This window comes from Brevibacillus reuszeri, assembly GCF_002897295.1.
GTDB classification, from domain to species: domain Bacteria; phylum Bacillota; class Bacilli; order Brevibacillales; family Brevibacillaceae; genus Brevibacillus; species Brevibacillus reuszeri_A.
Map to the genome: position 1 here is coordinate 140,956 of NZ_BEXF01000003.1, position 24,778 is coordinate 165,733.

Genomic DNA, 24,778 nt, shown 5'->3' on the forward strand with positions numbered 1-24,778 from the left:
ATGCCACACAAATACAGACTAAGGATACAGAGCAATTATACTATTGGGTTGTCGCAAATTCAATGAAAGTCTCGTCATATATAGTTGACCATAACTTAATTATGTTACCTAAAAAAGATAAAAAAGGGAGTCCTTCGCTTATTAGGAAAAGCTCCCTTTATCAAGGCCCGTTTAAAGACTCATATTCTTCTTGCTTCCGCGCAAACATTTAGGAGTGATTTTCATCCTCTGAGGCAAGCCCTTGATCGTCTTCCTCTAGATAGGATTCATCTTGATCTTCATCATGGATTTCCAGTTCGAGATCCATCTCATCCTCGTCATCCTGATTCTCTTCCCATTCTTCCTCAATGACATTGTCCAAAAGCGTTTCCTCCACTTCCGTTCCCTTTTCACCGATAGCAATCCACTGGAGGACTCCTGCGCTTTCCTGTTCGCCTGCTAAGCGAGTTACAGTAATGATCGCCGAAGTACGCTTCGTATATTTTAACGAGGCATAGAAGCCTGCTTGATTCGTCATCGCTACTATACAGTAATGCGTATCTGCATAGGGCTGCGGTAATCTGACTGTGACATCTGTTGACTGCGTGTTGGCAGCCATCCGAAACGGAATAAAACCAAACTGCTGAAGTGTCACTCCCAAATGGCTAGTCGTTTCCACTGGCTGAAATGACAGCTTTTGCGGAGTAACTGAGTTGTCAGCGATATGGTTTTGCCCGATGGAACCAGGTGCTATCTTGGCCCCGTTCACTGCGCCGTTCGCGATTTTATCCTCAGTAATAGCACGAGTTACGAGATGCTGCGATTCTACACTGTTTTCAGCCAAATGCTCTGATGTGATCGAGCCTTTCTTGAGATGAATTCCGGTCAGGGTTCCTTTTACTACATGCTCGCCTCTCACCGATTGCATATCCAGCTTGGTGGCATCGATGCTTTGCTCTGCAATTTTATCGCGGGTGACGCTACCCTCTTGCAGCTTCTCCTTGGAAATGGATTTAGGCTGAATATGTTCATTTTGCACAGACAGACTGGCAAGATGAGTAGACGTTACTGCTTTGTCAGCAATTTTATCGCTCGTGACTGATGCTTTTCCCAAATGTCTTGTTTTGACCGCTTCTGTGGCCATTTTTGGGGCTGTAATAACGGAATCAGCCAGCTTGTTAGTCGTGACACTCAGCTCGGTAATTTTGTCCGTTGAAACGGACTCTGGCGCCAGCTTGGAGGTCGTAACGACATGGTCTGCGAGATGCAGCGTTTGAACAGCGTATTCAATTATATGATTACTGCCTATGAGCCGCTCGGTCAGATGCTGATCCTCAATCGATCGTTTGGCTATTTTTTCAGCGCGGACTGCACCATTAGTCAGATGCTTCGCTCCTACACTATCTTCCACAATCTGATGCTCGCCAACACTTCGATTTGCAAGCTTTTCTATCGTAACGCCCTTGTCTGCCAATTTGTCCGTTGTAACTTGTTGATTGCCAATTTTCTTCGTCGTTATAGAACCATCCTGCATATGGCTAGTCAAGATGCTGGATGCCTTAAGATGCACGCTGCTGATCGATTCCTTTGCTACCTTTTCTGCGGTTACGCTTGAATGATCCAAGTGTTCCGTCAAGATCGCATACGGACTGATCTTATCGCTGGTGACCGCCTCTGGATGCAGATGTTGACTGTAGATCGTTTGAAAAGCAATATGCTGATCTGTCACACTGCCAGGACTCAAATTGTTGCTGTCAATGACTTGCTCAGCCAAATGATGGTGAAAAATAGCTCCCTCTCGGATGTGCCGGGACTCGATCGCATCCTCATCAATTTTTGGTGCTGTTACCGCTCCGTCACGCAGTTTGTCATTCGTGACAGCTCCATCTTCGATTTTGACCGTGTTAATCGAATAGTTGGCAAGGTTTCTTGTCAGGATGCTACCCATTTTTATTTTATCTGATGTAATCGACTGATCTTGAATCAACTCACTTGTAATCGACTGATCTTGAATCAACTCACTTGTAATCGCCTGCTCTTGAATATGCTTACTCTGGATTGCTCCATCGGCAAATTTCATCGAGTCGATCATTTTGTCCGCAAGCTTTTCGGAAGTGATGCTATTATTGACTAGTTTTTGGCCAGAGATCGAATGATCCTGTATCATATCACTCGTAATTACATTTCTGCCTAAATGCTCGCCGTGAATGGAATGGGGTGCGATTTTGTTGGACGTGATACTCCTGTCAGCCAGCTTGCTGCTATCCACTGCATAATCCTTTAACAGGACGCTATCGATCGTTCCTGGTTTGATTTTGGAGGAATCAATGGCTCGATTTGCGATTTTTTCTGTGGTTACGGATTGATCCGTCAAATCATCGGTATATACAAATGATTGAACACGATCATCATTGCGCTCTTTTATTACTTTCGAGTACGTAGTCTGGTTGGAGGAAACACTTTGCTTAGGGATTTTTTGCAGAGGTGGGTAATGCTGTGCACCCTTCCCTGCATATGAGCTCGATTGCTGTATATTGCTCGAATCCGTTTCTAACAGCTCCGTTTCCAAATCATGCATCCATTCTACTTCGGGAGGTGATTGCATCAACGGAATTTCAGCCGGGGTCTGCCTGATGGTTTTCCCAAGGTTCTTGTTTAACTTACGTCGGTTCACATTCGCCATAGAGTCTCCTTGCCTCCTGATGTCTTTCCCTTATCATTTTGTAGGATATTCATCTGTATAGGCGTTTGGTACCGTCATAGGAAAAATGTTTAGCGGACGACGCAAAAAAACCGCAAGCCAGCGCTTTCGCACCAGCCTGCAGTCTACTTGATAAACGCTATTAGACAGCTACTTCTTCTTTTTTCACTTGCTTTAGCAATGTGCGGAACTCGTCACCTTGCAGCACTTCAGCCTCCATCAGTGTGTGCAGCCCAGTCTGGAATACAGCATCAAACTGTTTGAGTAAGGTACGAGTCTGTTCCAGCATATTATCTAGCAGTCGTTCTACCTCATCGTGAATGCGCGTTTTGTCTACGTATTGCAGATGGACAATCCCCAGACGAGACATCCCGCTTTGTACAATCTCTTGGGCCATACCCAGCGCTTGCTCAAAATCGTTTTTGGAGCCTGTACTGCGACCGCCATAGTAAATCTCTTCGGCGACCGCTCCACCCAGACAAACCATGATTTGCTTTTCCATCGCTTCCTTGGTGTACAAGTAACGGTCTTCCATCGGATTTTGGCGAACATATCCGAGTGCTTTGCCACGAGGACTGAGTGTTACCTGCGATACAGAACCAGGCCGAACCATTTCACTAGCGATGGCATGACCCAGCTCATGCAAAGCGACACGCTTCTTCTCCTCCTCGGACGCTTCCCGGTCTACCTTTTCCCCAAGCATGACCTTGTCGACGGCATACGCAAAATGCTTCGCTTCGATCTTCTCACAAGCGTCCCGCATTGCATAAATCGCGGCTTCATTGGCTACGCTTTCCAGCTGGGCGCCGGAGAATCCGAATGTCTCCTGTGCGACCTTTTCCAGTGTAACGTCGGAGCCAAGCGGCTTGTTGGCTGTGTGAATCGTCAAAATCTGTTCACGCGCCGGCTTATCAGGCAAATCGACAATGATGTGTCGGTCAAAACGACCTGGGCGAAGCAGCGCAGCATCCAGCATATCTTTGCGGTTAGTCGCAGCCATGACAAGGACACGCGGCTTGTCACTCGTGGCCACTCCATCCATCTCGGTCAACAGCTGGTTCAACGTTTGATCGTATTCCCGCTGCTGCTGGCCATCTCGTTTTCCGCCGATTACATCAATCTCATCAATAAAAATAATCGCGCTATCCTGATTGTTTTTTTCTGCCATGGTTTTCGCTTCTTTAAACAGCTCACGCACACGTTGTGCCCCAACCCCTACGTACATCTCCACGAACTGCGAGCCAGACGCTGCTACAAAAGCAGAATTTGTGTAATTCGCTGCTGCCTTTGCCATCAACGTCTTTCCTGTACCTGGGGGCCCTGTCAAAAGCACACCTTTTATAGGGCGAATGCCATACTGTGCAATTTTATCCTTGTAGACGAGAAAATCGAGCGCTTCTTTTAACTCCTTTTTCGCGCGCTCTTGGCCACCGATGTCAGCGAACTGTACATCCGATTTGGGAATCTCGTGTTTGTTTTGCTTTCGTTTCCCGCCGAGTGCAACGTTGCCGCCCCGGCCTCCCTGCTGTCTTATGACCATGAAGTAAATAGCCCCAAGTACCAGAGCAAAAAGCAGGAAAGGAGTAATGTTCACACCTAGAAACATCAAGAAAATCAGGACTCCGGGAACGACGCCGATCAGTAATTCTTTACCCACGAGCCGTCACCTCTTTTTCCTTGGAACGGGGTACGATCGTATAAAAATCCTCCGTTCCTTTTTTCATGTAAACATAAATATTGGCATCATCCATGAGCGCTGTCGCTTCATCCAGCTTGTTTTCCGCTTTCCATTCCGACACCATTTGCGGAATACGGCTGTATTGGTGCAAATCAATCGCTTCTGTAAACAAAAACTGTCCATTTTTCCAAATGTCGTTCATCGCTTGTGATTGGTTCACCACGCGAATTGCTACCTCTTTATCACCAGCAAGCTTGGATGTATTCGCTACCAGCTCACGATATTCTTGTGGAAAGTTTTCTGGTTTTGTAACCTTCAAATCTATCTCAATCTTGTCTTTCCCTATAATCAATTGACCCAGCGTGGCTGAATGAATCTGGCCTACCTCTGTACGGATCGGTTCTTCGATCTCCATCTTTTGATACAAGAACCATCCACCGAACAGGAGTACCAGTGTCGCCAGCAAGGACAAGCCTATCGCACTTTTTTTCAACTGCACAGCTACTCCCCCTATGTCATGTTTTCTCGTTCTTGTTTCTCTCTCTTCAACGAAACCAGTATATCATATGAGTATATCAATTTTTTATACAGTTATTGGCTCAAATGCCAAACAGACCTCTCCCACTAGGGAAAAGGTCTGTTCATAGCGGCGATTATTAGGTTGGAGATAGCGTGTAAGCTGTAATCAGTGTCCCACTAAAAAGATCGTAATGAAGGTAATGAAATCGTCCATCCTGATCTTTGAGGGTTACTTCCCAAAAACGCTTTTCAGCGTCCAATCCCGGAACGATATGCCTGATTTCAGCATTGGGAAAGCTCTTTTGCACAGCTGCTTCTACATTTTTCCTAGGCACGGCCCGTTCCATACTATCAAAAGCTGCCGTTTTATCTGTCAGCCAAGCGACAACTGAAGTACCTGCTTTATTTTTACCCAATACAACGGCATAGCTTTCTTTGCCACGATACTCATCTATGGATTCAATCTCGGTGATCGTGGTTCGATCTTGGACCCATTGACGAACACCCTCATCAAAAGCTTGTCTCTCCCCTGCAACAGAGGAAGTCAAATGGTACGCAAATCCCGCTCCTGTAAGCAGGATGACTGCGATTACTCCCACAACAATTCTTACAAACACTGCTAAATTACTCCTTTATTTGCTTGACCTTATAATCGGAAACGGAGCTGTTGCTGCTTTACTCCCGTTGCCGTCTGCATGCTCAGTTCAAGCTCCAGCTGCCGAATTTGCTTGGATTCAGAATCATACCAGAGCTGATAATCAACGCCAATTCCTTTCGCTACATCTGCCGGCAAATCGTTCATGGGGAAAGACGGTCCAAGCCACATCGACAGCAGAGAGGTCACCTCATGTGCAGGTACAGACAAACGATATCCATGCAAGCCTTGCCCACCTGGGTCTTGAATGCTTTTTGCCTTCACCGATTGCAATACCCCTTTAATCAAGGCTGCATGCTCATACGGCGTGAAAAGAGCATACGGCAGTGATGCATCATTTTGAATCTGTCCATCAATTTGAATAGCGATTCGCTGCTGCGCATCGCGTGACATCTCAAATTTGTGTCCACTAACTTCTCCATTCAGCTCAAACCGTTCATGCTGATATCGTCCATTTAAAGCACTGTCCTGCATATAAACAATGAAAGAACGCTCCTCATCTTGTGTCAATTGATCCAAGAGCTCAGACAATGCCACAGGATTGCGATCTCCATCTATTGCCTGATCAGACGATGCTGTTTTATCTGTCCCCATTTTGTTGCCGACCGCCCCGAGTGTAATCCCGATGAGGAATAGCCCAATAAAAATAGGAATGAGCCACCACATCTGTTTGGGCCTTATATACACATACCGTTCCCCCTGTCCCATTTTTGTCTTTAGCCTATGCTATACGGGAAGGTTTTAGAACGGCACGGAAAACTTGCTAATCATAGCATGGTGGCGGTCGGTCATACTACCTATACACCCCGAGGAGGTGAGCGCGTGAAATGGTCGCAACAAACCCCCTCTCCTGACATACTAGGGTTTCTGTTACAGGAATACCGCGTCTCATGGGCAGGTTTGTCCTCACCACTACGTCGATTGTCGCACACACCCACACTACATTTTCGCCATCATTCCCTGACAGAGCTATGGCGAAAATGAGCGAACGACCCGAGTAATACCCAATTTCCCCTACCTACACCTTTACTTCTTTTACTCCTGTCCACACCTGACAGGAGCCTTTTTACCGTTTCAACGATTGGAATACGCGATTTGCTTCGTAAATGGCACGTTCTTCATCAATCGTCAACAGCTTATGGTTACGCATGAGAAACTTACCTGCTACAATCGTATCTTTTACATCTCGTCCATTGGCAGCGTACACCACATGTGAAATTGGTTCATGAGCAGGGTGGAAATGGGCTTGGTGACTATCGAGAACGATGATGTCTGCCTGCTTGCCCACTTCAAGCGAGCCGAGTGTATCAGCCTGGAACACGCCATCTGCACCATAACGGGTAGCCATGCGCAAGGCTTCTTCGGCAGGCACTGCTACCGGATCGTTGTTCACGCCTTTATGCAGAATCGCAGCCAGCTTCAATTCTTCAAACAAATTGAGGTTGTTATTGCTTGCAGAGCTGTCGGTTCCCAAGGAAACACTTACGCCCTTTGCCAGCATTTTTGGTACAGGAGCTACCCCGCTTGCCAGCTTCAGATTGCTGACAACGTTATGGGAAACCTTCACGTTATATTTTGCCAAGATGTCGATCTCTTCATCCGTCAAATGTACTGCGTGCGCAACCAGGGTCGGACGTGCGAACATGCCCAGCTTTTCCAGATGAGCAACTGGTCGCAGGCCGTAATCTTTTTCATTTTGTCCCACTTCCCACGCCGTTTCTGACATATGAATGTGGAGAGGCAGGGACAGCTCATCTGCCTTTTCGATGATTTGGGTGATGAATTCTGGAGAGCAGGTGTACGGCGCATGGGGTGCCATCATCACGGTAATACGACCATCTGCCTGGTTATGCCATTCCTTCGCAAACAACGTAGCATCCTTCAGCTTGGTTTGACGCTCTTCTTCTGAGCAAAGACCAATCATACCGCGGCACAGACGCGCACGCATACCGGATGCTTCTACGGCCTTTGCCACCTCGTCCATATGATCGTACATATCGACGAAGGTAGTAGTACCTGTGCGAATCATCTCAATCAGAGACAGCTGTGTACCCCATTTAACGGAGTTGCCAGTAAATTGAGCTTCCAATGGCCACATTTTGTCTTCCAGCCATTGCTGCAACGGGAGATCATCCGCATAGCCGCGTAGCAAGGACATACCTGCGTGTCCGTGTGTATTAATCAGACCTGGCAGGATGAAGTCTCCTTTTTGGTCGATGACTTCATCGTAGCCGGCGTCAGACAGATCTTCTGGAGTCGGTCCTACATAAGTAATCTTGTTGCCTTCAAAAGCTACAGCACCATCATGGATGACTTCGTTTTGGTCATTTGCTGTGATGACAGTTGCATGAATGAGGATCGTTTTTTTCATGAGTACACTCCGTTCTCTACGTTAAATAATAGGCCAAGCTTTGCAGATTGGAAGTCACATCTGCGTAATGGATTCTTACATCCTTTGGTGCTCGGATCGTCGTTGGTGCAAAATTCAGGATGCCTTTGATCCCCGCTTGAGTCAACAGATCACATACGGATTGCGCAGCTGGCGCCGGAACAGTAATAATCGCCAGCTTGATTTGCTTTGCAGCAATGGTTTCTGCCAGCTCATCCAACGGCTGAATGGATAGACCAGCAAGCTCATTCCCTACCTTTTTGGGATTGCTGTCAAAAATAGCCGCAATCCGCATGTTATCTTTCAAATAAGCGTTATAGTTGCTGATGGCGTGTCCTAAATTTCCGGCCCCTACGAGAGCAACTCTGATTTCATCAGTCAATTTCAAAATTTGCCGGATCTTCTCCACCAAGTAATTTACATCATAGCCAATACCTTTTTTCCCGAAATCACCAAATGCAGCCAGGTCTTTTCGGATTTGGGCGGGATTTACATCGAGATTCCTGCCCATCTGCTGGGAAGAAACGGTTGTCACCTCGACTTGCTGTAAATAACTGAGGTAACGCAGATAAATCGGCAGGCGGCGGACGACCGCTTCCGAAATCTTTTCGTGTTTCGCCACGTTCGGTCTTCCCCCCTTATTTCTTTTGCTTCAAAATACGGTAATCTTTCCCATTTGATAAAATCGTGATTGTTCCTGCATCACTTGTAATGTAAGTTTCTGCCCATGATTCCCCCAAACGCTCAAGAACCTCCGTTTGCCCTTCCTTCATTTTATCGCGCGGTTTCCCAGTTTGAATGATGGCAACCTGCGGATCGACTGCTGTAAGAAAAGGCTGAGAGGTTCCTTGGCTGCTACCCTCGTCTCCGACCTTGAGCACTTCCGCCTTGAGCTGGCCTGCATATCGCTCAAGCAAGCGTTCCTCCGCCTTTTCATTTACGCCACTGGTAAACAAAAAACGCAGATTGCCGTGCACAAGTCGGAAAACGAGTGAATTGTTTTGGGGTGATAAAAACAATGGTTCATCTGGAAGCAATACGTTCATGGATACCTCTTTATCGAGGGTAACCATCTGCCCCGCTTCTACTGCCAGCTGCCTTACGTCTGAACGAAAGGGTGTTACGCGCTGAATCGTTTCTTTCACCAGTTTGGGTAAAATGACGTTCTCCACCAAAATTTGCTTGGATAAAAGCGAGTATCCCCCTACATGCTCCGGCTGATCATTCGTCAGCACCAAGTAATCCAACCGCGTCAGCTTTTGCTCTGCCAAATACTCCGACAAAACAGGCCAATCCTCGGCAGTTCCGGTATCGATTAGCATGGTTTTGCCGTAAGGTAAGCGCACTAATGTGCTCTCGCCATGCGGCAGTGCCCAATAGGAGATCACGAGGCCAGAAAAATCCTGTTCGTTTTCACTTTCATAAGGGTCCTCTACTTTTACCGCTTCCTGCAAATGGCTGTCAATCGAACAACCAGCTAGAAGTATTACTCCAAAAACGAGCAACCAGCGCCACTCTTTTTTCCATAACATTTATTTTATCACCTAAATCTCTGCTAGACTATTGCTTCATTTTATGAATCTGGCAGGGATTGCATACTAAGGAATGGTTCTATCCGCTCACGAAGCATCGGCCACGGCCCACTCTCGATCTGATACGGCGGCAATGATTGCAGGAACGATCGGCCATACCGGGATTCCACGACACGCGTATCAAAAACGACTACGACTCCGCGGTCCAGATGATGACGAATCAATCGACCCACTCCTTGCTTGAACAATATGACTGCTTGTGGCAGTGCCATGGACATAAATGCGTTTTTCCCCTCTGCCTTCAACAGGTCAGCACGTCCTTGATAAACCGGATGATTAGGTGGAGTAAACGGCAGGCGAACAATCACCAGGCTGCTGAGAGATTCACCTGGAATGTCCACCCCCTCCCAAAAGCTGCTCGTCCCTAAGAGTACACTTCGATCCAAGCTCTGGAAGAGACGAACGAGCTTGCTGCGGTTGTTGCTGTCAATGCCGTGACCAAACAGCGTGTAAGCTTCTGGTGCGTCTGCCAGTCTTTCTTTAAGCGCCTGGTACACGATCCGCAGCATGGAGTGGGACGTAAACAGGATGAGCGTCCTCCCCTTTGTCGCAATCACAACATCCAGACAGCCCTGAATGATTGCCTCTAGGTAGGACTGGTCATTCTCCTTGCCGGGAGCTGGAAAGTCAGCGGGTATGAGCAAAAGCCCCTGCTCTTCGTACGCAAATGGAGATGGCAAAGCGAGCGTTCTCACGCGTTCCTCTGGCAGTTGGTCTAGGCCAAAACGACTTTTGACATAGGAAAAGCTGTTTTTAACGGTCAATGTGGCAGAGGTCAGAATCAAACTGTGCTTTTGTGCAAATAATGGTTGAGCGAGTGAATCAGCCACCTTCAAAAGCGCCGCAGACAGATGCACCTGTTTGCGAGCTACGCGGGACTCGACCTCCATCCAGTACACGTACTCTGGATCATGCTCCTGCAAAAAGAAATGCAGGTGCTCCATCACTTTTTGCCATTCGTTAACCAGACCCTGTAAATCCGTGCGCAAGCTGCGAACAGCAAAAGTCGGCTTCTCGTCTGTCGGAACTGCCCGAAGGAGTCCGTCCAGATGACTGGCAAAAGAACTCATGGCGTCAATCAGTTTTTTGGTGATCTTGCGAATTTTTTCATGCTTGCCCGAAAAAGATTCAATGCGATAGCGAACCGTTTCTCGCCCTGCATCCGTTGTTTCCTCTGCTCGATCAGATGCCCATGCGTACAAATGCTGCGTCCACTGCTGTGCTTTATCGCGAAGCGTTGGTAACAGCTTTTTCAAGTCTGACATTTGTTCTGTTACCACATCACTTATAGACGGGAGCCAGCTCTGCAATTCCTCCGCATAGCGTGGCACAACACCTCCATCGTCTAAAGAAGCCCGATCCAGCAAAAAGAGAAGCTGGGTCGTCGTAAATTGCTTGCCCAAATGCTGGGTTGCTGCTTCCTCCAAATGATGGGCCTCGTCGATGACAGCAACCTCGTAAGGTGGCAGTATCCGGTTTTCTGCTTGCAGGTCGCTTATGAGAAGTGCATGGTTGACGATGAGTACATCTGCATCGCGCGAGCGTTCCTTTGCCTGGAAGTAGTAGCAACGACTAAACCAAGGGCATGCTCGATTGAGACAAGAGCCGGTATCACTTTTCACCTGCTGCCAAAATAATTGGCCTGTAGGGGGCATACTAAGCTCCTCTACATCGCCAGTGCTCGTTTGCGTCAACCATGTCAGCATTTGGCCTTTAACAAGACGAAGCTCCTGGCTGCTTCCCTCTACTGGCTCGTCCAATGCCTGCTCCAGCTTGCGCAGACAGAGGTAGTTCCCGCGTCCTTTTAACGTAGAAGCGGAGAACGAAAACGGTAAAGACTGCTGCAAAGTGGCTATTTCTTTATGAAGAAGCTGTTCCTGCAATTGTATGGTATTTGTACTGATGATCAGCTGCTGCTGATTGTCTTTTGCCCAAATGATCCCCGGTAGCAAATATGCAAGCGATTTGCCCGTGCCAGTACCTGCCTCCACCAATAGATGCGAGCCCTCCTGCATCGCTTCAAATACTGCGTGCATCATGGCTTCCTGAGCATCTCTACGTTGGTAGCCTGGTACATGAGTTTGCATACTCCCCTGATCACCGATTACCTCATCCAGTCGATCCACGAAAGCTTTTTGCTCCACAAAAGCAAAATCAGGGCGCTGAAAGGAAGCCGTAAGCTTATCTGGACGCTTTTTCAGGGCCAACTGGCGGTAAATATCCCACATGTCAGACTCTGCATTTTCGTTTAGGTTAGCAGATTCGTCCAGCTCAGGCAACGAAGCCAGTTTTTCCATCTCCATTTGGCGTAAAAGCACTTCGATGTCTGAGCGAAAGGATGTTACAAGCATTTGCAAACGTTGAATCGTAACCAATGGCATATGCTCCAAAATATCTAACAAATGCAGATAGAGCTGCGCTGTTGCCATCGCGTCACTATCCGCCTGATGTGGGTTATCATGCTCGATCTCCAAGTCGGAAGCCAATTCTCCCAGCCGATAGCTGTTTTGCATCGGCAAAAGAATGCGTGACAGCTCAACTGTATCCAATACATAGCCGTCAAACGCGTAATAGCCCTGACTTAGCAGGGCTTCTTGCAAAAATTGGAGATCAAAGCTGGCATTGTGTGCAACAAAGGTGCGGCCATCTAACATGCGCAAGAAGCGGGGAAACACTTCCTCCAATGAAGGTGCGTCCGCTACCATCTCGTCTGTAATCCCTGTTAATTGCGTAATGAATGGCGGGATAGCCTGTCCGGGGTTAATCATAGTGGAGAAGCTGTCTGTAATCTGACCATCATCAATCGCTACCGCTCCGATTTGAATGATGCTATCTCCCTGACGCGGATGGCTACCCGTTGTTTCGAAATCTACTACCAGTAATCGTTTCAAACGTCTGTCACCTCGTAACCTGGCGGATACTGTTATCCGCACCCTTTCACATTCGTCAGTGAAAGGGTTTTTCCTGCTCCCGTCATACATTTAAGACTGCAAAAGCGGATTGGCAGATTCCTCTTCCCCCTGCTCGCCTAATTTAATGGCACATAATTGCAGATAGATCGGGATCTCACGGAACTGATTACTATGTGGAAGTGTCCGCTGAAAATACTGCTCCGCCAAACGCCAGTTTTCTTCTAAGATTGCGAGTCGCCCCAGATGGAAGTAGCCCAGAGAGCGGATGTATGATTGTTCATCCAGAGTGAACTGCTTGGCAAGTCTTTTTGCCTCCTGCAGATCACCCATTTTTTCGTATGCCGATATCATTCCTGACTGCCCCAAGCGATTGTCCTTGTCTTTTTCAAGAATGCTGCGAAACACCTGGACTGCTTCCTCCAGCTTCCCGTCAAACAACAGCATCCACCCATAGCTAAACGTAAAATCGTCATTAGTCGGAGATAAGCTGATGGCTTTTTTCACGAGTGTCAAAGCTCGCTTGGTTCCTGCAATCAACCAGGTGTTCCATGCTAAGCCGTGCCACGTCCATCCTTCTTTGGGCAAGCGCTCCGCTAAAAAGTGATAACATACCTGTGCGCGATGATAATTTCCTACCGATTCGTATAAGGACGCCATTTCCTGCAGGGTATCGCTATCCAAATCACGCGTAGGAAGGCGCAGCGACTCGGGTGGGACAAGTTCGACATCCTCATCCATTGTTTGAAGCAGTTGTGCAGCACGCAACCAGAGCATTTGCGCTTCCCAATCATGCTCATTCTTCACGAAATACGCTTCAATTTCATCCAATGCTTCTTGCGCATCGCCATCCATTAGAAAGCAGAGCGCCAAATTATACTTGGCCTCGAATTGATCCTCTTTGATTTCAAGAGATGCCTTGAAGGCTTGCGTAGCTTCGAGCCATTGTTCTTCTTCTGCCAGAATACACCCCATGGCATTGTAGCTGATTGCTATTACGGCGGGAGAGCTGGCTGATTTGCTCAAAAGGCGAAACTCCCGAAAGGCATTCTCAGGCTCCTCGCAAAACAATAAACTGTACCCATAGTACAAGCGACCGACTTCCCAATCGGGTGACTCGCCTACGAGCTCTGAAAAGCATTTCTTTGCGTCTTGATACATTCTCAGATGATAGAAGCCCTCGCCCTTGCGAAACAACGGCTCATACCCATTCAAATCGCTCTTTGTCTTTTCAGTCGCACCTTTAGTGGCTAGTTGCTGTTTTTGCGCAGTTCCCTTTGCGGAGGAAACAGCTTCCTCAGATGCGTCTGCTTTCATTTCTGACTTGTCTTTTTGCTGCTCGGGCAATTGCCCCTCATATTGTTTGATGGTACGAATTGCATTGGACAAGCGTTCTTCAAATTGCAGCCAAAGATCTACGACCGTATCGCTGACTTGGCGCAAATGAAACAGCTGATCTGCCATTTGATGCCGTTCCTGTTCGGAGGCATCTGACCACTTTTCTTCAATGATCTCAGCCTTTCGGCGTAGTGTTTGGAACCAATCTTCTATTTTCACGCAAAAGCCACCCCCTATGAGGCGTGAGTACTCTCATTGTCTCACAAGGCAGGTGGCTCTATGCAAAAGCATCTAATTGGGATTTACAAAATGGTCGCGTGTATTTCTTCTGCGATCAGTTCTTTAATTTGATTCTTCTCATCCATAATGGCAACCCGAGGCTTGTACGTACGAGCTTCTTCATCAGACATCAGCGCATACGCTATGATGATGACGATGTCCCCCTCCTGTACCAGGCGGGCAGCTGCTCCATTCAGGCAGATGACGCCACTGCCTGGTGCTCCTTCGATAACGTAGGTTTCGAGACGTGCACCATTGTTATTGTTTACGATTTGGACCTTTTCGTTTGGCAAAATATCCAATGCATCCAAAAGATTCTTGTCGATCGTAATGCTTCCGACATAATTGAGATTTGCTTCCGTCACGGTAGCGCGATGGATTTTTGCTGTCATCATTGTGCGCAGCACAGGTAATTCCTCCCCTTGGTTCTCATGGTTGACTTCACTTCTTACCGGCTTTGCGTAATCAGATTATCGATCAGGCGCGTTTTCCCAAAATAGACAGCCAGTGCAATGATTATGCCTTGTCCTGCTACCTCTTTTTCGATTGGCTCCAAATCAGGGAAGCCCAAAACTTCTACGTAGTCAATTTTTGCTAGCGGCATTTCATTTATTTTTTGTACGACACGTTCTTTAATCTCGCCCAATGCGACGCCTTCATCCAACCACTCATTTGCTTGCTTCAAGCTCGCTGACAACACAAGTGCTTGTTGTCTCTCTTCCGGTGACAAGTATACATTGCGGGAGCTCATAGCAAGACCGTCCGCCTCGCGAATAATCGGACAAGGCACAATCTGGATCGGCATAGACAAATCCGCTACCATCTGGGTAATGACCGCTACCTGTTGGGCGTCTTTTTGTCCGAAGAAAGCATAATCAGGCTGAACGATCTGAAATAATTTGGTGACAACCGTCGCTACACCATCAAAATGACCGGGACGGGAAGCGCCGCACAAAGGTGCCGTGACATTGGCAACAGAAACATTGGTCAATATCGGACGTGGATACATTTCGCTCACATCTGGAGTAAACAATAAATCCACTCCGGCTGCGCTTGCCAGCTCCGAGTCCCGCTCGATATTTCTTGGATACCGCTCAAAATCCTCGTTTGGACCAAACTGCAACGGATTTACGAAAATACTCATCACGACCAAGTCGCACATCTCTCTTGCTGCCTTGACCAAACTGATGTGGCCCTCGTGCAAAAATCCCATCGTTGGTACGATCCCAATTCGTTTTCCTTGACGTTTTGCTTCCTTTATATGAATGCGCATTTCGGCAATAGTAGTTATTTGTTCCATCGTTTTAATCATTTTTGACCCACACCTTCCCCGTACAGCTGTTTAATCGTGTCCTCCGATGCGTGAAATACATGCTCGGCAGCCGGGAAGCTCCTGGCTTCTACTTCTTTAACGTAGGCAGCAACGGCGTCGCGAATTGTATCTCCTACCTCGGCATAACGCTTGACGAATTTGGGTGCCAGCTGAGAAGCATACCCGACTAAATCGTGGAATACGAGGACTTGTCCATCACATTGCGCACCAGCGCCGATACCAATGACAGCAATCTCCAGTTTGGAAGCGATCATCGCTGTTACTTCTTCAGGTACACATTCCAGCACGATCGCAAATGCGCCTGCTTCCTCCAGCACCAGTGCTTCCTCAAGCATTTTTTGCGCTGCTTCTATGCTTCTTCCTTGCACCTTGTATCCACCAAGCTGATGAACTGCTTGTGGTGTGAGTCCAATATGAGCGACAACCGGTATTCCAGCCTGAACACAACGCGTGATGATCGGAGCGAGCTCGCTGCCACCTTCCATTTTCACAGCCTTGGCCAATCCTTCCTGCATCAATCGTCCCGCATTTTTGACAGCCTCGGCGAGCGTGCCATGATAGCTCAAAAAAGGCAGGTCTGCTACGACAAATGCCCGTTTTGCCCCTCTCGTCACCGCTTTTGTATGATGGATCATGTCTTCCATCGTGACTGGAAGTGTCGAGTCATACCCAAGCACAACCATACCAAGCGAATCTCCGACCAGAATCATGTCCACTCCCGCTTCGTCTACCAGTTTTGCCGAAGGATAATCATAAGCAGTCATCATCGTGATCGGTGTGCCAGTCTCTTTTTTCTTGCGGATGTCTGCAGTTGTTACCTGTTTCATTGCGTTAGCCATTTTCATTTCTCCCCGTACGCACCTAGCCTGTGGATCGTATGGAAAAATAAAACCTTCTCGCCGAATCGGGAGAAGGTTGTCCATGCCAAAGAGACATCTTGCGTCTTTACGGAATCCTTCTGTCTCGGTCCACATAGGCTCTGAGCAGATTTTTGTCCATACACCTATTGAATTAGCTATACACCAGAACTGAAAAAAATACTCCAAGAGTACCGTTCAGGAATGTGATACGGTCTCCAACTGGAGTATAACAAAAGATTCATTCATTTGCACGATAATTGACGTCAGCCGAGTACACTTTGTGAATATTCCCTGATCGATCCTCGACCATAAGCACGCCTTCATCATCTAAGCCGACTGCTCGTCCCTCAAATGATTGCGAGATGGTTTGGACAGTTACCCATCGTCCGATCGAATATGAGCGCTTTTCCCACTCTTGCTTTACCCGCTGGAAGCCATGCTGCAAAAAGTGGTCGTATTCCTCTTCAAAATTGCGGCAAAAATGCTGGATAAAGTCTGCTCGTTTTACTTCCTCGCCCGATTCGATGCGTAGTGAAGTGGCGATTGGCAATAGTTCTGTTGGGAAATCAGAATCCACGCTATTTGCATTTAGTCCAATCCCGATGACGAGGTAGTTTACGCGATCTGCTTCTGCGTTTAATTCTGTCAAAATTCCGCATAGCTTTTTATCTCCGCAAAAGATGTCATTCGGCCATTTAATTTTTACAGGGACCCCTGTCGCTTCGCGAATGGTTCTGGCCATCGATACAGCTGTTAAAAGCGTCATTTGAGGCGTTTTGGGAAGTGGAATTGCAGGACGCACAATCAGGCTCATCCATATCCCGGTTCCTTTGGGAGAGTGCCATGGTCGTCCCAGTCTCCCTTTTCCCCCGGTCTGCTGTTCAGCCAGAACAAGCGTTCCTTCAGGAGCACCCTTGACAGCTGCCTCGTGTGCGAGTGGCTGCGTTGAGATGACCTCATCGTGAGCAAAAACGTTTTGTCCGATTCGTTTTGTTTGGAGTCCCGCCATAATTTCCGCCGCCGACAGTCGATCTGGAGCCACGATCAGTCGATATCCCGACTTGCGGACTGCTTCCACCTCGTACCCATCCTTGCGCAGCTCTTCGATGTGCTTCCACACGGCAGTTCGCGAGCAGCCACAAGTCTGGCTTAATTCCTCTCCGGAAATAAAAGCTCCCGGATGATCGCGGAACGCTTGCAGTATCACCTGTTTAATATTCATTATCTGCAACCTCTTTCTTTGCAAACTCGATCAAGGCTTCCGGCGTATTGGGCAATCCATGTAAAGCTGCTTTAACTAAGAGAACGTTTAGTAATCGCATAATCCACTCCCCAGGCTTCTTTTGCAAAGCGATTTGCAAGTCCAAGCCTGATACAGCCAGATCTTTCACTTTTTTCACAGGCATTTGCTCATAAACGTTCGCGAGCGACTGTGCAGAGTGAACAGCTCCATGCTTTGACCAGCATGCCTCTAGCAATACTTCCAGCTCTTGACACACATCCCAGCCTTCTGCCAAAAGTAACTGACCCCAGTCTACGTCCCCAGGACAATCCCACTCTACGGATAGTTGACCAAGCAATCTCACAAAACCGACGATCATCTCTGTTTCCCGATTGGACATGCGCAAGTAAGTGCACACTTCTTTGGCTTCTGCATGGGTGTATTCTGCCGCATACATCAGCAATGACCATTTTTGCGCGCTGGTTATCAGTTGACTAAGTCTCCATGCCTGGTCACCTGCTCGGCTAAACATATCCTCTAAAGGCGGCGAGAAAGCAAGCAGTCTGGTATCGCAGAGCAGCTGACAGCCGAGCTCGACCCCTGTACTGTTTATGATTTTGTTCAGCTCTTCTCGTACTCGCTCAACTGCAATATGAGATAACAGTGGGGCTGTTTCCTTCATCGCAAAAAGCGTCTGGGCCTCAATCGAAAAACCAAGCTGTGCGGCAAAGCGAACCCCGCGTAAAAGGCGCAAGGCATCCTCTTGAAAGCGCTCAGACGCATTGCCAACCGCGCGTATAAGTCTGGACGACAAATCTGCACTTCCGTCAAATGGGTCCTGCAGGATTCGATTTCGGTCCATCGCCATCGCATTGATGGTAAAATCGCGCCGCTCCAGGTCAATGCGCAATTCCGACACAAACTGAACGTCCACAGGTCTGCGATAATCCTCGTACTTTCCCTCTGTCCGATAGGTCGTTACCTCAAATAGATGCTTCTCCATTTTCACAGAAACCGTGCCATGCTTGAGCCCGGTAGGAACATGGTCGGGGAATAGACGCATCACGTCGCCAGGATGGGCATTCGTACATATATCTATATCGTGCACAGGTCTGTTCAAGAGCCAGTCGCGGACACATCCACCAACGAAAAATGCTTCGAATCCGTTCTTTTCCAAGGTTTCCAGCACACGATTTGCCAATTCGACAACCAATCCTGCTCCCTCCTTCCGACGCCGTCCGCAACCGAAAAATTAGGAGGCGATTCGCTTGAGATTTTTATACGGATTGTTCATCTTTATATCCAAAGCCCTACAAATCGTAAAGGGGCATTAACCTAGCATCTGCTCATAAAGTGCTTCGTACTGGGAAGCAATTCGTTCATGACAAAACGTCGTGCAAGAACGCTCGATACTGTTCTTGGAAAACGTTTGATAAAGCTCGTTATTTTTCAGCAATTGGATCGCTGCCGAGGCCATGCCTTCTACATCACCGATCGGTCTCAAGTATCCGCACACACCGTCCAGTACTACCTCTGGCAACCCACCAGCTACTGTTGCCACGACAGGCACTCCACACGCCATTGCTTCCAAGGCGACGAGGCCGAAGCTTTCTTTCTCTGACGGCAGTAGCATGAGATCCGCCAAGGAGAGAACTTCGGCCACGTCCTCCTGTTTGCCAAGAAAACAAACATCATCCGTTAATCCACGCTCGGCAATCATCTTTCTTACCGCTCCCATTTCCGGGCCTTCTCCGATCAGAATCAGTCTGGCTGGTACTTCCTCCTTGACCTTTGAAAAAATATCAATGACATCCGGTACTCTTTTCACAGGACGGAAGTTGGAGATATGCATGAGAATCTTCTCACCGTTTGGAGCAAACTTTTTCTTCAGCTTACTGACCTCTTTTGGATAATAGCGACGTTTGTCCACGAAATTGTAGATAGGGACAATCTCTTTTTCCACATGCAGTAGCTCGTTTGTTTGCTGGATCAAATCATTGGAGACAGCTGTAACCATGTCGCTTCGCTCGATCCCAAATCGGATCATATCACTTAAATTCGAATCATATCCCAATACCGTGATGTCCGTGCCATGGAGAGTCGTAACGATTTTGAGATGGTCACCTACCATCTGCTTTGCCAAAAAAGCGCATAAAGCATGTGGTACTGCATAATGTACATGCAATAAATCCAGTTTTTCGTTTTTAGCAACTTGTGCCATCCGGTTTGCCAAGGTTAGATCATAGGGCGGATATTTAAACACATCGTAGTTGTTCACTTCAACTTCATGGTAAAAAATATTTGGGTGGAAGGCACCCAAGCGAAACGGCATGCCTCCAGTAATAAAATGCACCTGGTGGCCCCGTTCTGCCAATAATTTACCCAGTTCAGTTGCCACAACGCCGGAGCCTCCTAATGAGGGATAACAAGTAATACCGATGTTCATATCTGGGTGTCACTCCTTCTTACAGGCTGGTCAATACATATGGTGCGGCACTTACAAAGCCTTCTGCCAGGGCTACACCCGCCTGCTGACCAAATAAGCGTTCACGATATTCCACCATATCTAAATAGCCGTTGGTAAGTGGTGTCTGCACGCTGCCCTCTTCCAGTTCAAACTGGCTGCGGTAACAGCGAAGCACCTCCATTTTTTCCGGGTAAATAGCGGTAACATCTACAACAATTTGTGGAGTCACCGTAGAATTAATAAAATAATAAAGTAATTGCGAAGGTCGGTACGCTTTTGCTGCAGACTCCGACTGATATTTCCGGATGCCTGCGTTAAAAACAGCTTCGCGAACAATCCGGCTGACACTCTCATGATCAGGATGACGATCAGAAAAATAAGGAGCCAAAACAATGCGTGGACGTGTTTGACGAATGAGGTCAACAACACGGCTGATCGCCTGCTCTCGCACCTGCTCCAGTCCCCGATCTGGCAGTCCAAAATTAAAGCGTTCAGTAACGCCTATCAGTTTGTCTGCGGCTGCTGCCTCCTGCTGCCTCCGCTCAACGTCCCCGTTTGAAGACAGCTCGGCATAGGTCAAATCCAATATCGCTACTTTTTGCCCCTTTTTCGATGCTAATAACAAGGTGCCCGCAGCCCCGATCTCCACATCATCAGGATGGGCTCCGATCGCCAGAATATCGAGTGAACTCATGCTTCATTCTCCTTATGTACCACTTCACGCCAGTCCAGCTCTCCACGCGCCAAAGCCTTCAGCATAATTTCGGCCGAGCCTAAATTTGTCGCAACCGGAATTTTGTGGACATCACATAGACGAATCAGCGCAATAATGTCCGGTTCATGCGGTTGGGAAGTAAGCGGATCACGCAGGAAAATAATTAAATCCATTTCATTGCGTGCAATCATCGCTCCGATCTGTTGATCCCCTCCAAGAGGACCAGACAGAAAACGGGTGAGTTGAAGTGAAGTAGCTGCCATGATTCGTGATCCAGTTGTACCTGTTGCAAACAAGTCGTGCTGTGACAAGATGTTTTCGTATGCCATTGCCAGTTGTACAATCTCTTCCTTCATTCGATCGTGGGCTATCAATGCAATTTTCACGCAAACCTCTCCCCTGTTTTTCACTAGAGAACACATTTAAACAAACGTTTAATCAATCAAATGCTCCAGTCCGTAGATCAGTCCGTTCATATTCATCACAGCTTTAATCGCCATATTTACCCCTGGCATAAAGGATTCACGGTTAATTGAATCATGTCTGATCGACAGTGTTTGACCAGTGGCACCGAAAAGCACTTCCTGGTGAGCGACCATACCTGGCAGACGAACACTGTGAATACGGAAGCCTTCATAATCCGCACCACGTGCACCAGGGATCGTTTCCACTTCTTCAGGGTGACCCTGCTTCAATTCTTCTCGAACAGCAGCAATCATCTCAGCTGTCTTCAACGCGGTTCCACTTGGCGCATCCAGCTTGCGATCATGATGCAGCTCGATAATTTCAACATGCGGCATGTATTTTGCAGCCATCGCCGAAAATTTCATGCAGAGGATGGCACCGATAGCAAAATTCGGGGCAATAATCCCGCCCAAACCCGCTTCTTTATAGCGATCAGTCAGTTCTTGCAATTGCTCTGGTGTCAATCCGGTCGTTCCTACAACAGGTCGAACGCCATGCGCTAAGCATAGCTCCATATGACGAAATACGCTGTGTGGTGTTGTAAAATCAACGAGTACATCCGGCTTCATTTCATCTAGTTGGGCGATAACTGCTGCATCTTCTACACGGGTATCCAAATTCCCCGTAAAAACAAGCTCAGTATCTGTACCTAGCATCTTTACGACTTCCTGGCCCATTCGACCATTTGCACCCGCAACCGCTACACGAATTTGTTTGCTCATTGTGATTCGTTCTCCTCTATTCTCGTCCAGCGATCTTTATCGCGTGTATTAAATTTGTGCATAATACGATCAAAGGCTTCCTGCAAATCAATTCCGAGGGAATTTGCAAAGCAAATCACGATGAAGAGCACATCTCCCAGCTCCTCCTCAACTGTCTTTTCGCCCTCGTCCTTTTTCTTTGGTTTTTCACCATAAAAATGGTTAATTTCTCTGGCCAGCTCCCCTACTTCTTCTGTCATTCTGGCGAGCATAGCAAGCGGTGAAAAATAGCCTTCTTTAAATTGAGATATGTACTGATCTACTTCCTGCTGCATTTCCTGGATGGTCTTTTGCCGTTCCATCGGGTCACTCCTTTTCCTTCACTTACTTCTCTCTTTCACTTATCGTACCCGAAAAGGCTTCGTTTGCCAAATCTGAAGTACTGAGCCTTCCAACATATGGACAATTCAAGATTTGTTCCTATATAATGGCATTCGTTGGGCCTTTTTTGTGCTTTTTTATTTACCTGCATCTCATGTCGGTCGGGTCAGAATTGGCTTCGATCGGCGAACAGGAGGACATTATGAATCATCGTATGAAAAGCATCATCGCCATCATTATCGGTTCTGCCATTATGGGATTTGGCATCAATGCGTTCAACATCCCCAACCATTTGGCGGAAGGTGGAATTACAGGAATCAGTATTTTGATAAAACTGTTGTTTCCTGCTGTGGATCAAGGTGTCGTCTTTTTCGCACTGAACATACCATTATTTTTTCTAGGTTGGAAAATTCTTGGACGAACTGCTTTTTTTTACACGATTCTAGGGACCGTTTCGCTTTCGGTATTCCTCTCCGTCTTTGATGGTGTACTTCCGCTTCCGATGCAGGACCGCCTGCTTGCCTCATTGTATGCCGGTGTCGCTGTTGGTGTTGGCTTAGGAATTATATTCCGTTATGGAGGCACTACCGGAGGCGTCGACATCATCGCCCGCCTGCTGCAAAAGTACATGGGTGTAAGTATGGGGCGTACACTGTTTCTAGGTGATATTCTCGTAATTGGCGCATCCCTGGTTTATCTCAATTTGGAAAGTGCCATGTACACACTCGTTGTTGTCTTTATTGCCGCACGTGTTATCGACTTCTTGCAGGATGGGGCTTATGCAGGTAAAGCCTTGACGATCATTTCCAATCATGCAGAAAGCATTTCCGCACAGATTCTCGATCTAGGCCGCGGAGTTACCCTTCTCGCAGGAAAAGGGGCTTATTCTGGTGAAGAGAAAAAAGTCATTTATGTCGTCGTGAGTCGAAATGAGGTTATGCGCTTCAAAAATATCGTTCAGGAAATTGATCCACACGCCTTTGTCATCGTGAACGATGTCCACGAAGTATTGGGAGAAGGCTTCACGCTGGACGAAAATAAAAAGCCGATACATCAATAATTCCGGCATCACGATACAAAAAAACCTTGCCCAATACAAGCGGCAAGGTTTTTTCATACCCACGTTTTTGTTACGCGGATCGTATCTCTCCATCGTATTTTTTCCACGCAGCGTATGACAGGGCAATTAACAACGCAATGGCAACAGAAAGCAGCATAACCATCGGAGAATCAGGGCGCATCATTAATCTGGCAAACGTACTCTCCTCTGCCCCCACAAAAGCCAATTGCATGGAGCCGTTCAAATCGCGCAAGGCCTCTCGTACGACTTGCCAGTCCATTTTTGTATTTCTCATCTCTTTGTAAATCACATCATAAGCATTCGCCAGAGAGGACATCTGTTCTTCCGGCAACTGAATGCTCATCGCTGGCTTAATCGCTAAAAAAAGACGATAGTTTTCATCAAACTGCTCTCGGAATTGGAAGAAATTCCTTTCTACTGCCGATTGCTGCAAATTTTGCACTTGGTTTGCGAGGGAAGGATAGTAGCTACGCCACATCGGCTGATTCATATGCGTAAGCGCGTCAATGGCTACACGGACCTGCGTTGCATGCCAGAGAAGCTGCTGTTCGCTCACGTTTGTTGAAGCAAAGCTTTTTTTGGCGGCTAAAATGGACTGCGTGACTGCATTTAAACTTTCAATTCGAATCGGTACTGGCAAATGCTGATTCGGGAATCGATCCGCAAGCTCCATGATCCTTTGCTGTGCGCCCTCCAAATCACCCTTCTTCGCATAAGATAATAGCTCATGTGCAATTTGATCCAGCGCAGCCAGTTGTTTCTCCTCTATTGGTTGATCCAGCTTGGAATAAAGGTTGTGAATCGGCCACGATAAAAATAGACCAATGATTAGGAAAAACAGCAAAAATCGGATGTTTTTCTTCAACGCAAAAAACCTCCTTCCCTTTTACAGCGTATGGAAAGGAGGACAAGATTAGACCTTGTTTGTCGTATACTTCATATTCACTAACCAGATGACGGATATGGAAATCAAACTTAATAGCACCGTAAACAGACCTACAAACCCGTCGTAAGGGTCAAGTACACTCGGCAGCCACGGGTGGATTTTCATGACATAATCTAAAAAGTCATTGTTGAGCGTCCATAGAGCGGCGATCCCTACCGGCAAAATACTCAGCTTGTAAAAGCGTGCATACAGGACTGATTCTACAGCCATTCCTGTATGAGAGATAATCAACATTACGTCCGTAGAGCGCACTTCATTACCCATCATCCAGCCAGCCAAAATAATGCAGACTGCCCAGACACCGTACTTAAAATTGGTGATGCCAGCCAGGGCTTCCAGTACAGGAATGTGGCGACCCAACAAATAGGTAAGGAGTACCAAAGTAAAAAGTCCGCTACCTGTCGGGCTGTCCGGGACGAAAGGACGCAAGAACACTGGTGTTGAAGCCAATTGGTCGCCATACCAGATGAATCCGTATATGGTTCCTAACAGGTTTACAACAAGCAGTGTCCAAAGAAACCATCTTTTCCCCAATGAATGCCTAAACCACTCCCATATCCAGATCATG

General features: G+C 47.4%; 23 protein-coding genes. 1 reads left to right on the forward strand and 22 read right to left on the reverse strand.

The window, feature by feature from the left end:
• Nucleotides 1–208: 208 nt before the first annotated feature.
• The 20 genes from C3B52_RS06140 to C3B52_RS06235 form a co-directional block, all read right to left on the reverse strand.
• On the reverse strand, nucleotides 209–2,662 hold the full coding sequence (locus C3B52_RS06140; RefSeq protein WP_103105202.1) for a WIAG-tail domain: 2,454 nt from the start codon (nucleotides 2,660–2,662) through the stop codon (nucleotides 209–211).
• A gap of 160 nt (nucleotides 2,663–2,822) precedes the next feature.
• Entirely contained in the window at nucleotides 2,823–4,337 is a 1,515-nt protein-coding gene (locus tag C3B52_RS06145; protein ID WP_103105203.1) for an AAA family ATPase, read from the reverse strand.
• Complete coding sequence (locus tag C3B52_RS06150; protein ID WP_103105204.1) at nucleotides 4,330–4,857, reverse strand: hypothetical protein; 528 nt, start codon at nucleotides 4,855–4,857, stop codon at nucleotides 4,330–4,332. Before C3B52_RS06150 ends, C3B52_RS06145 begins: the two co-directional genes overlap by 8 nt.
• Nucleotides 4,858–5,014: 157 nt before the next feature.
• On the reverse strand, nucleotides 5,015–5,494 hold the full coding sequence (locus tag C3B52_RS06155) for a cell wall elongation regulator TseB-like domain-containing protein (protein WP_103105205.1): 480 nt from the start codon (nucleotides 5,492–5,494) through the stop codon (nucleotides 5,015–5,017).
• A gap of 29 nt (nucleotides 5,495–5,523) precedes the next feature.
• Nucleotides 5,524–6,219 (reverse strand): hypothetical protein, encoded by a 696-nt coding sequence (locus tag C3B52_RS06160; protein WP_103105206.1) that lies wholly within the window; start codon nucleotides 6,217–6,219, stop codon nucleotides 5,524–5,526.
• A 379-nt stretch (nucleotides 6,220–6,598) separates the two neighbouring features.
• Nucleotides 6,599–7,903, reverse strand: coding sequence for an amidohydrolase (locus tag C3B52_RS06165; RefSeq protein WP_103105207.1), 1,305 nt, complete (start codon nucleotides 7,901–7,903; stop codon nucleotides 6,599–6,601).
• A 16-nt stretch (nucleotides 7,904–7,919) separates the two neighbouring features.
• Nucleotides 7,920–8,543, reverse strand: a complete 624-nt coding sequence (locus C3B52_RS06170) for a redox-sensing transcriptional repressor Rex (protein ID WP_103105208.1) — start codon at nucleotides 8,541–8,543, stop codon at nucleotides 7,920–7,922.
• A 16-nt stretch (nucleotides 8,544–8,559) separates the two neighbouring features.
• Entirely contained in the window at nucleotides 8,560–9,453 is an 894-nt protein-coding gene (locus C3B52_RS06175; protein ID WP_103105209.1) for a ComEC/Rec2 family competence protein, read from the reverse strand.
• 41 nt (nucleotides 9,454–9,494) lie between these two features.
• Entirely contained in the window at nucleotides 9,495–12,404 is a 2,910-nt protein-coding gene (gene dinG, locus C3B52_RS06180) for an ATP-dependent DNA helicase DinG (RefSeq protein WP_103105210.1), read from the reverse strand.
• Nucleotides 12,405–12,494: 90 nt separating this feature from the next.
• Nucleotides 12,495–13,979 (reverse strand): tetratricopeptide repeat protein, encoded by a 1,485-nt coding sequence (locus tag C3B52_RS06185; RefSeq protein WP_103105211.1) that lies wholly within the window; start codon nucleotides 13,977–13,979, stop codon nucleotides 12,495–12,497.
• A gap of 83 nt (nucleotides 13,980–14,062) precedes the next feature.
• The gene (panD, locus tag C3B52_RS06190) at nucleotides 14,063–14,446 is read right to left on the reverse strand and encodes an aspartate 1-decarboxylase (protein ID WP_103105212.1); all 384 of its coding nucleotides are present in this window, start codon (nucleotides 14,444–14,446) and stop codon (nucleotides 14,063–14,065) included.
• 41 nt (nucleotides 14,447–14,487) lie between these two features.
• On the reverse strand, nucleotides 14,488–15,351 hold the full coding sequence (gene panC, locus C3B52_RS06195; protein WP_103105213.1) for a pantoate--beta-alanine ligase: 864 nt from the start codon (nucleotides 15,349–15,351) through the stop codon (nucleotides 14,488–14,490).
• Nucleotides 15,348–16,211 carry a 3-methyl-2-oxobutanoate hydroxymethyltransferase gene (gene panB, locus C3B52_RS06200; protein WP_103105214.1) on the reverse strand — a complete coding sequence of 288 codons (864 nt, stop codon included), beginning with the start codon at nucleotides 16,209–16,211 and terminating at the stop codon, nucleotides 15,348–15,350. Before panB ends, panC begins: the two co-directional genes overlap by 4 nt.
• 259 nt (nucleotides 16,212–16,470) lie before the next feature.
• Complete coding sequence (locus C3B52_RS06205; protein WP_103105215.1) at nucleotides 16,471–17,454, reverse strand: biotin--[acetyl-CoA-carboxylase] ligase; 984 nt, start codon at nucleotides 17,452–17,454, stop codon at nucleotides 16,471–16,473.
• Entirely contained in the window at nucleotides 17,444–18,667 is a 1,224-nt protein-coding gene (locus tag C3B52_RS06210; protein WP_103105216.1) for a CCA tRNA nucleotidyltransferase, read from the reverse strand. Before C3B52_RS06210 ends, C3B52_RS06205 begins: the two co-directional genes overlap by 11 nt.
• Before the next feature lie 117 nt (nucleotides 18,668–18,784).
• Nucleotides 18,785–19,900 carry an N-acetyl-alpha-D-glucosaminyl L-malate synthase BshA gene (gene bshA / locus C3B52_RS06215; RefSeq protein ID WP_103105217.1) on the reverse strand — a complete coding sequence of 372 codons (1,116 nt, stop codon included), beginning with the start codon at nucleotides 19,898–19,900 and terminating at the stop codon, nucleotides 18,785–18,787.
• A 19-nt stretch (nucleotides 19,901–19,919) separates the two neighbouring features.
• On the reverse strand, nucleotides 19,920–20,615 hold the full coding sequence (bshB1, locus tag C3B52_RS06220) for a bacillithiol biosynthesis deacetylase BshB1 (RefSeq protein ID WP_103105218.1): 696 nt from the start codon (nucleotides 20,613–20,615) through the stop codon (nucleotides 19,920–19,922).
• Nucleotides 20,612–21,022: a methylglyoxal synthase gene (locus C3B52_RS06225; RefSeq protein WP_103105219.1), complete on the reverse strand. Its 411-nt coding sequence runs from the start codon at nucleotides 21,020–21,022 to the stop codon at nucleotides 20,612–20,614. Before C3B52_RS06225 ends, bshB1 begins: the two co-directional genes overlap by 4 nt.
• A 48-nt stretch (nucleotides 21,023–21,070) precedes the next feature.
• Entirely contained in the window at nucleotides 21,071–21,823 is a 753-nt protein-coding gene (gene dapB, locus C3B52_RS06230) for a 4-hydroxy-tetrahydrodipicolinate reductase (protein ID WP_103105220.1), read from the reverse strand.
• Nucleotides 21,820–22,164, reverse strand: coding sequence for a nucleotide pyrophosphohydrolase (locus C3B52_RS06235; RefSeq protein WP_103105221.1), 345 nt, complete (start codon nucleotides 22,162–22,164; stop codon nucleotides 21,820–21,822). The genes dapB and C3B52_RS06235 overlap by 4 nt, the downstream gene beginning before the upstream one ends.
• A gap of 221 nt (nucleotides 22,165–22,385) precedes the next feature.
• Here C3B52_RS06235 and C3B52_RS06240 point away from each other — a divergent pair, with 221 nt between their 5' ends.
• Nucleotides 22,386–23,243: a YitT family protein gene (locus C3B52_RS06240; RefSeq protein ID WP_103105222.1), complete on the forward strand. Its 858-nt coding sequence runs from the start codon at nucleotides 22,386–22,388 to the stop codon at nucleotides 23,241–23,243.
• Nucleotides 23,244–23,313: 70 nt separating this feature from the next.
• Here the strand turns inward: C3B52_RS06240 and C3B52_RS06245 are convergent, their stop codons facing one another.
• Nucleotides 23,314–24,129: a sporulation protein YpjB gene (locus C3B52_RS06245; RefSeq protein ID WP_103105223.1), complete on the reverse strand. Its 816-nt coding sequence runs from the start codon at nucleotides 24,127–24,129 to the stop codon at nucleotides 23,314–23,316.
• Nucleotides 24,130–24,177: 48 nt separating this feature from the next.
• Nucleotides 24,178–24,777, reverse strand: a complete 600-nt coding sequence (locus tag C3B52_RS06250) for a DUF1405 domain-containing protein (RefSeq protein WP_103105224.1) — start codon at nucleotides 24,775–24,777, stop codon at nucleotides 24,178–24,180.
• Nucleotide 24,778: the final 1 nt, after the last annotated feature.

Excerpts from the sequence above, each read along its gene's own strand:
- bshB1 (WP_103105218.1), bottom strand. The coding sequence starts at position 20,615 with ATGAGTTCACTCGATATTCTGGCGATCGGAGCCCATCCTGATGATGTG.
- panC (WP_103105213.1), bottom strand. The coding sequence starts at position 15,351 with ATGATTAAAACGATGGAACAAATAACTACTATTGCCGAAATGCGCATT.
- panB (WP_103105214.1), bottom strand. The coding sequence starts at position 16,211 with ATGGCTAACGCAATGAAACAGGTAACAACTGCAGACATCCGCAAGAAA.
- C3B52_RS06165 (WP_103105207.1), bottom strand. The coding sequence starts at position 7,903 with ATGAAAAAAACGATCCTCATTCATGCAACTGTCATCACAGCAAATGAC.
- C3B52_RS06240 (WP_103105222.1), top strand. The coding sequence starts at position 22,386 with ATGAATCATCGTATGAAAAGCATCATCGCCATCATTATCGGTTCTGCC.
- C3B52_RS06205 (WP_103105215.1), bottom strand. The coding sequence starts at position 17,454 with ATGAATATTAAACAGGTGATACTGCAAGCGTTCCGCGATCATCCGGGA.
- bshA (WP_103105217.1), bottom strand. The coding sequence starts at position 19,900 with ATGAACATCGGTATTACTTGTTATCCCTCATTAGGAGGCTCCGGCGTT.
- C3B52_RS06250 (WP_103105224.1), bottom strand. The coding sequence starts at position 24,777 with ATGATCTGGATATGGGAGTGGTTTAGGCATTCATTGGGGAAAAGATGG.
- C3B52_RS06175 (WP_103105209.1), bottom strand. The coding sequence starts at position 9,453 with ATGTTATGGAAAAAAGAGTGGCGCTGGTTGCTCGTTTTTGGAGTAATA.
- C3B52_RS06235 (WP_103105221.1), bottom strand. The coding sequence starts at position 22,164 with ATGGAACGGCAAAAGACCATCCAGGAAATGCAGCAGGAAGTAGATCAG.
- dapB (WP_103105220.1), bottom strand. The coding sequence starts at position 21,823 with ATGAGCAAACAAATTCGTGTAGCGGTTGCGGGTGCAAATGGTCGAATG.
- C3B52_RS06140 (WP_103105202.1), bottom strand. The coding sequence starts at position 2,662 with ATGGCGAATGTGAACCGACGTAAGTTAAACAAGAACCTTGGGAAAACC.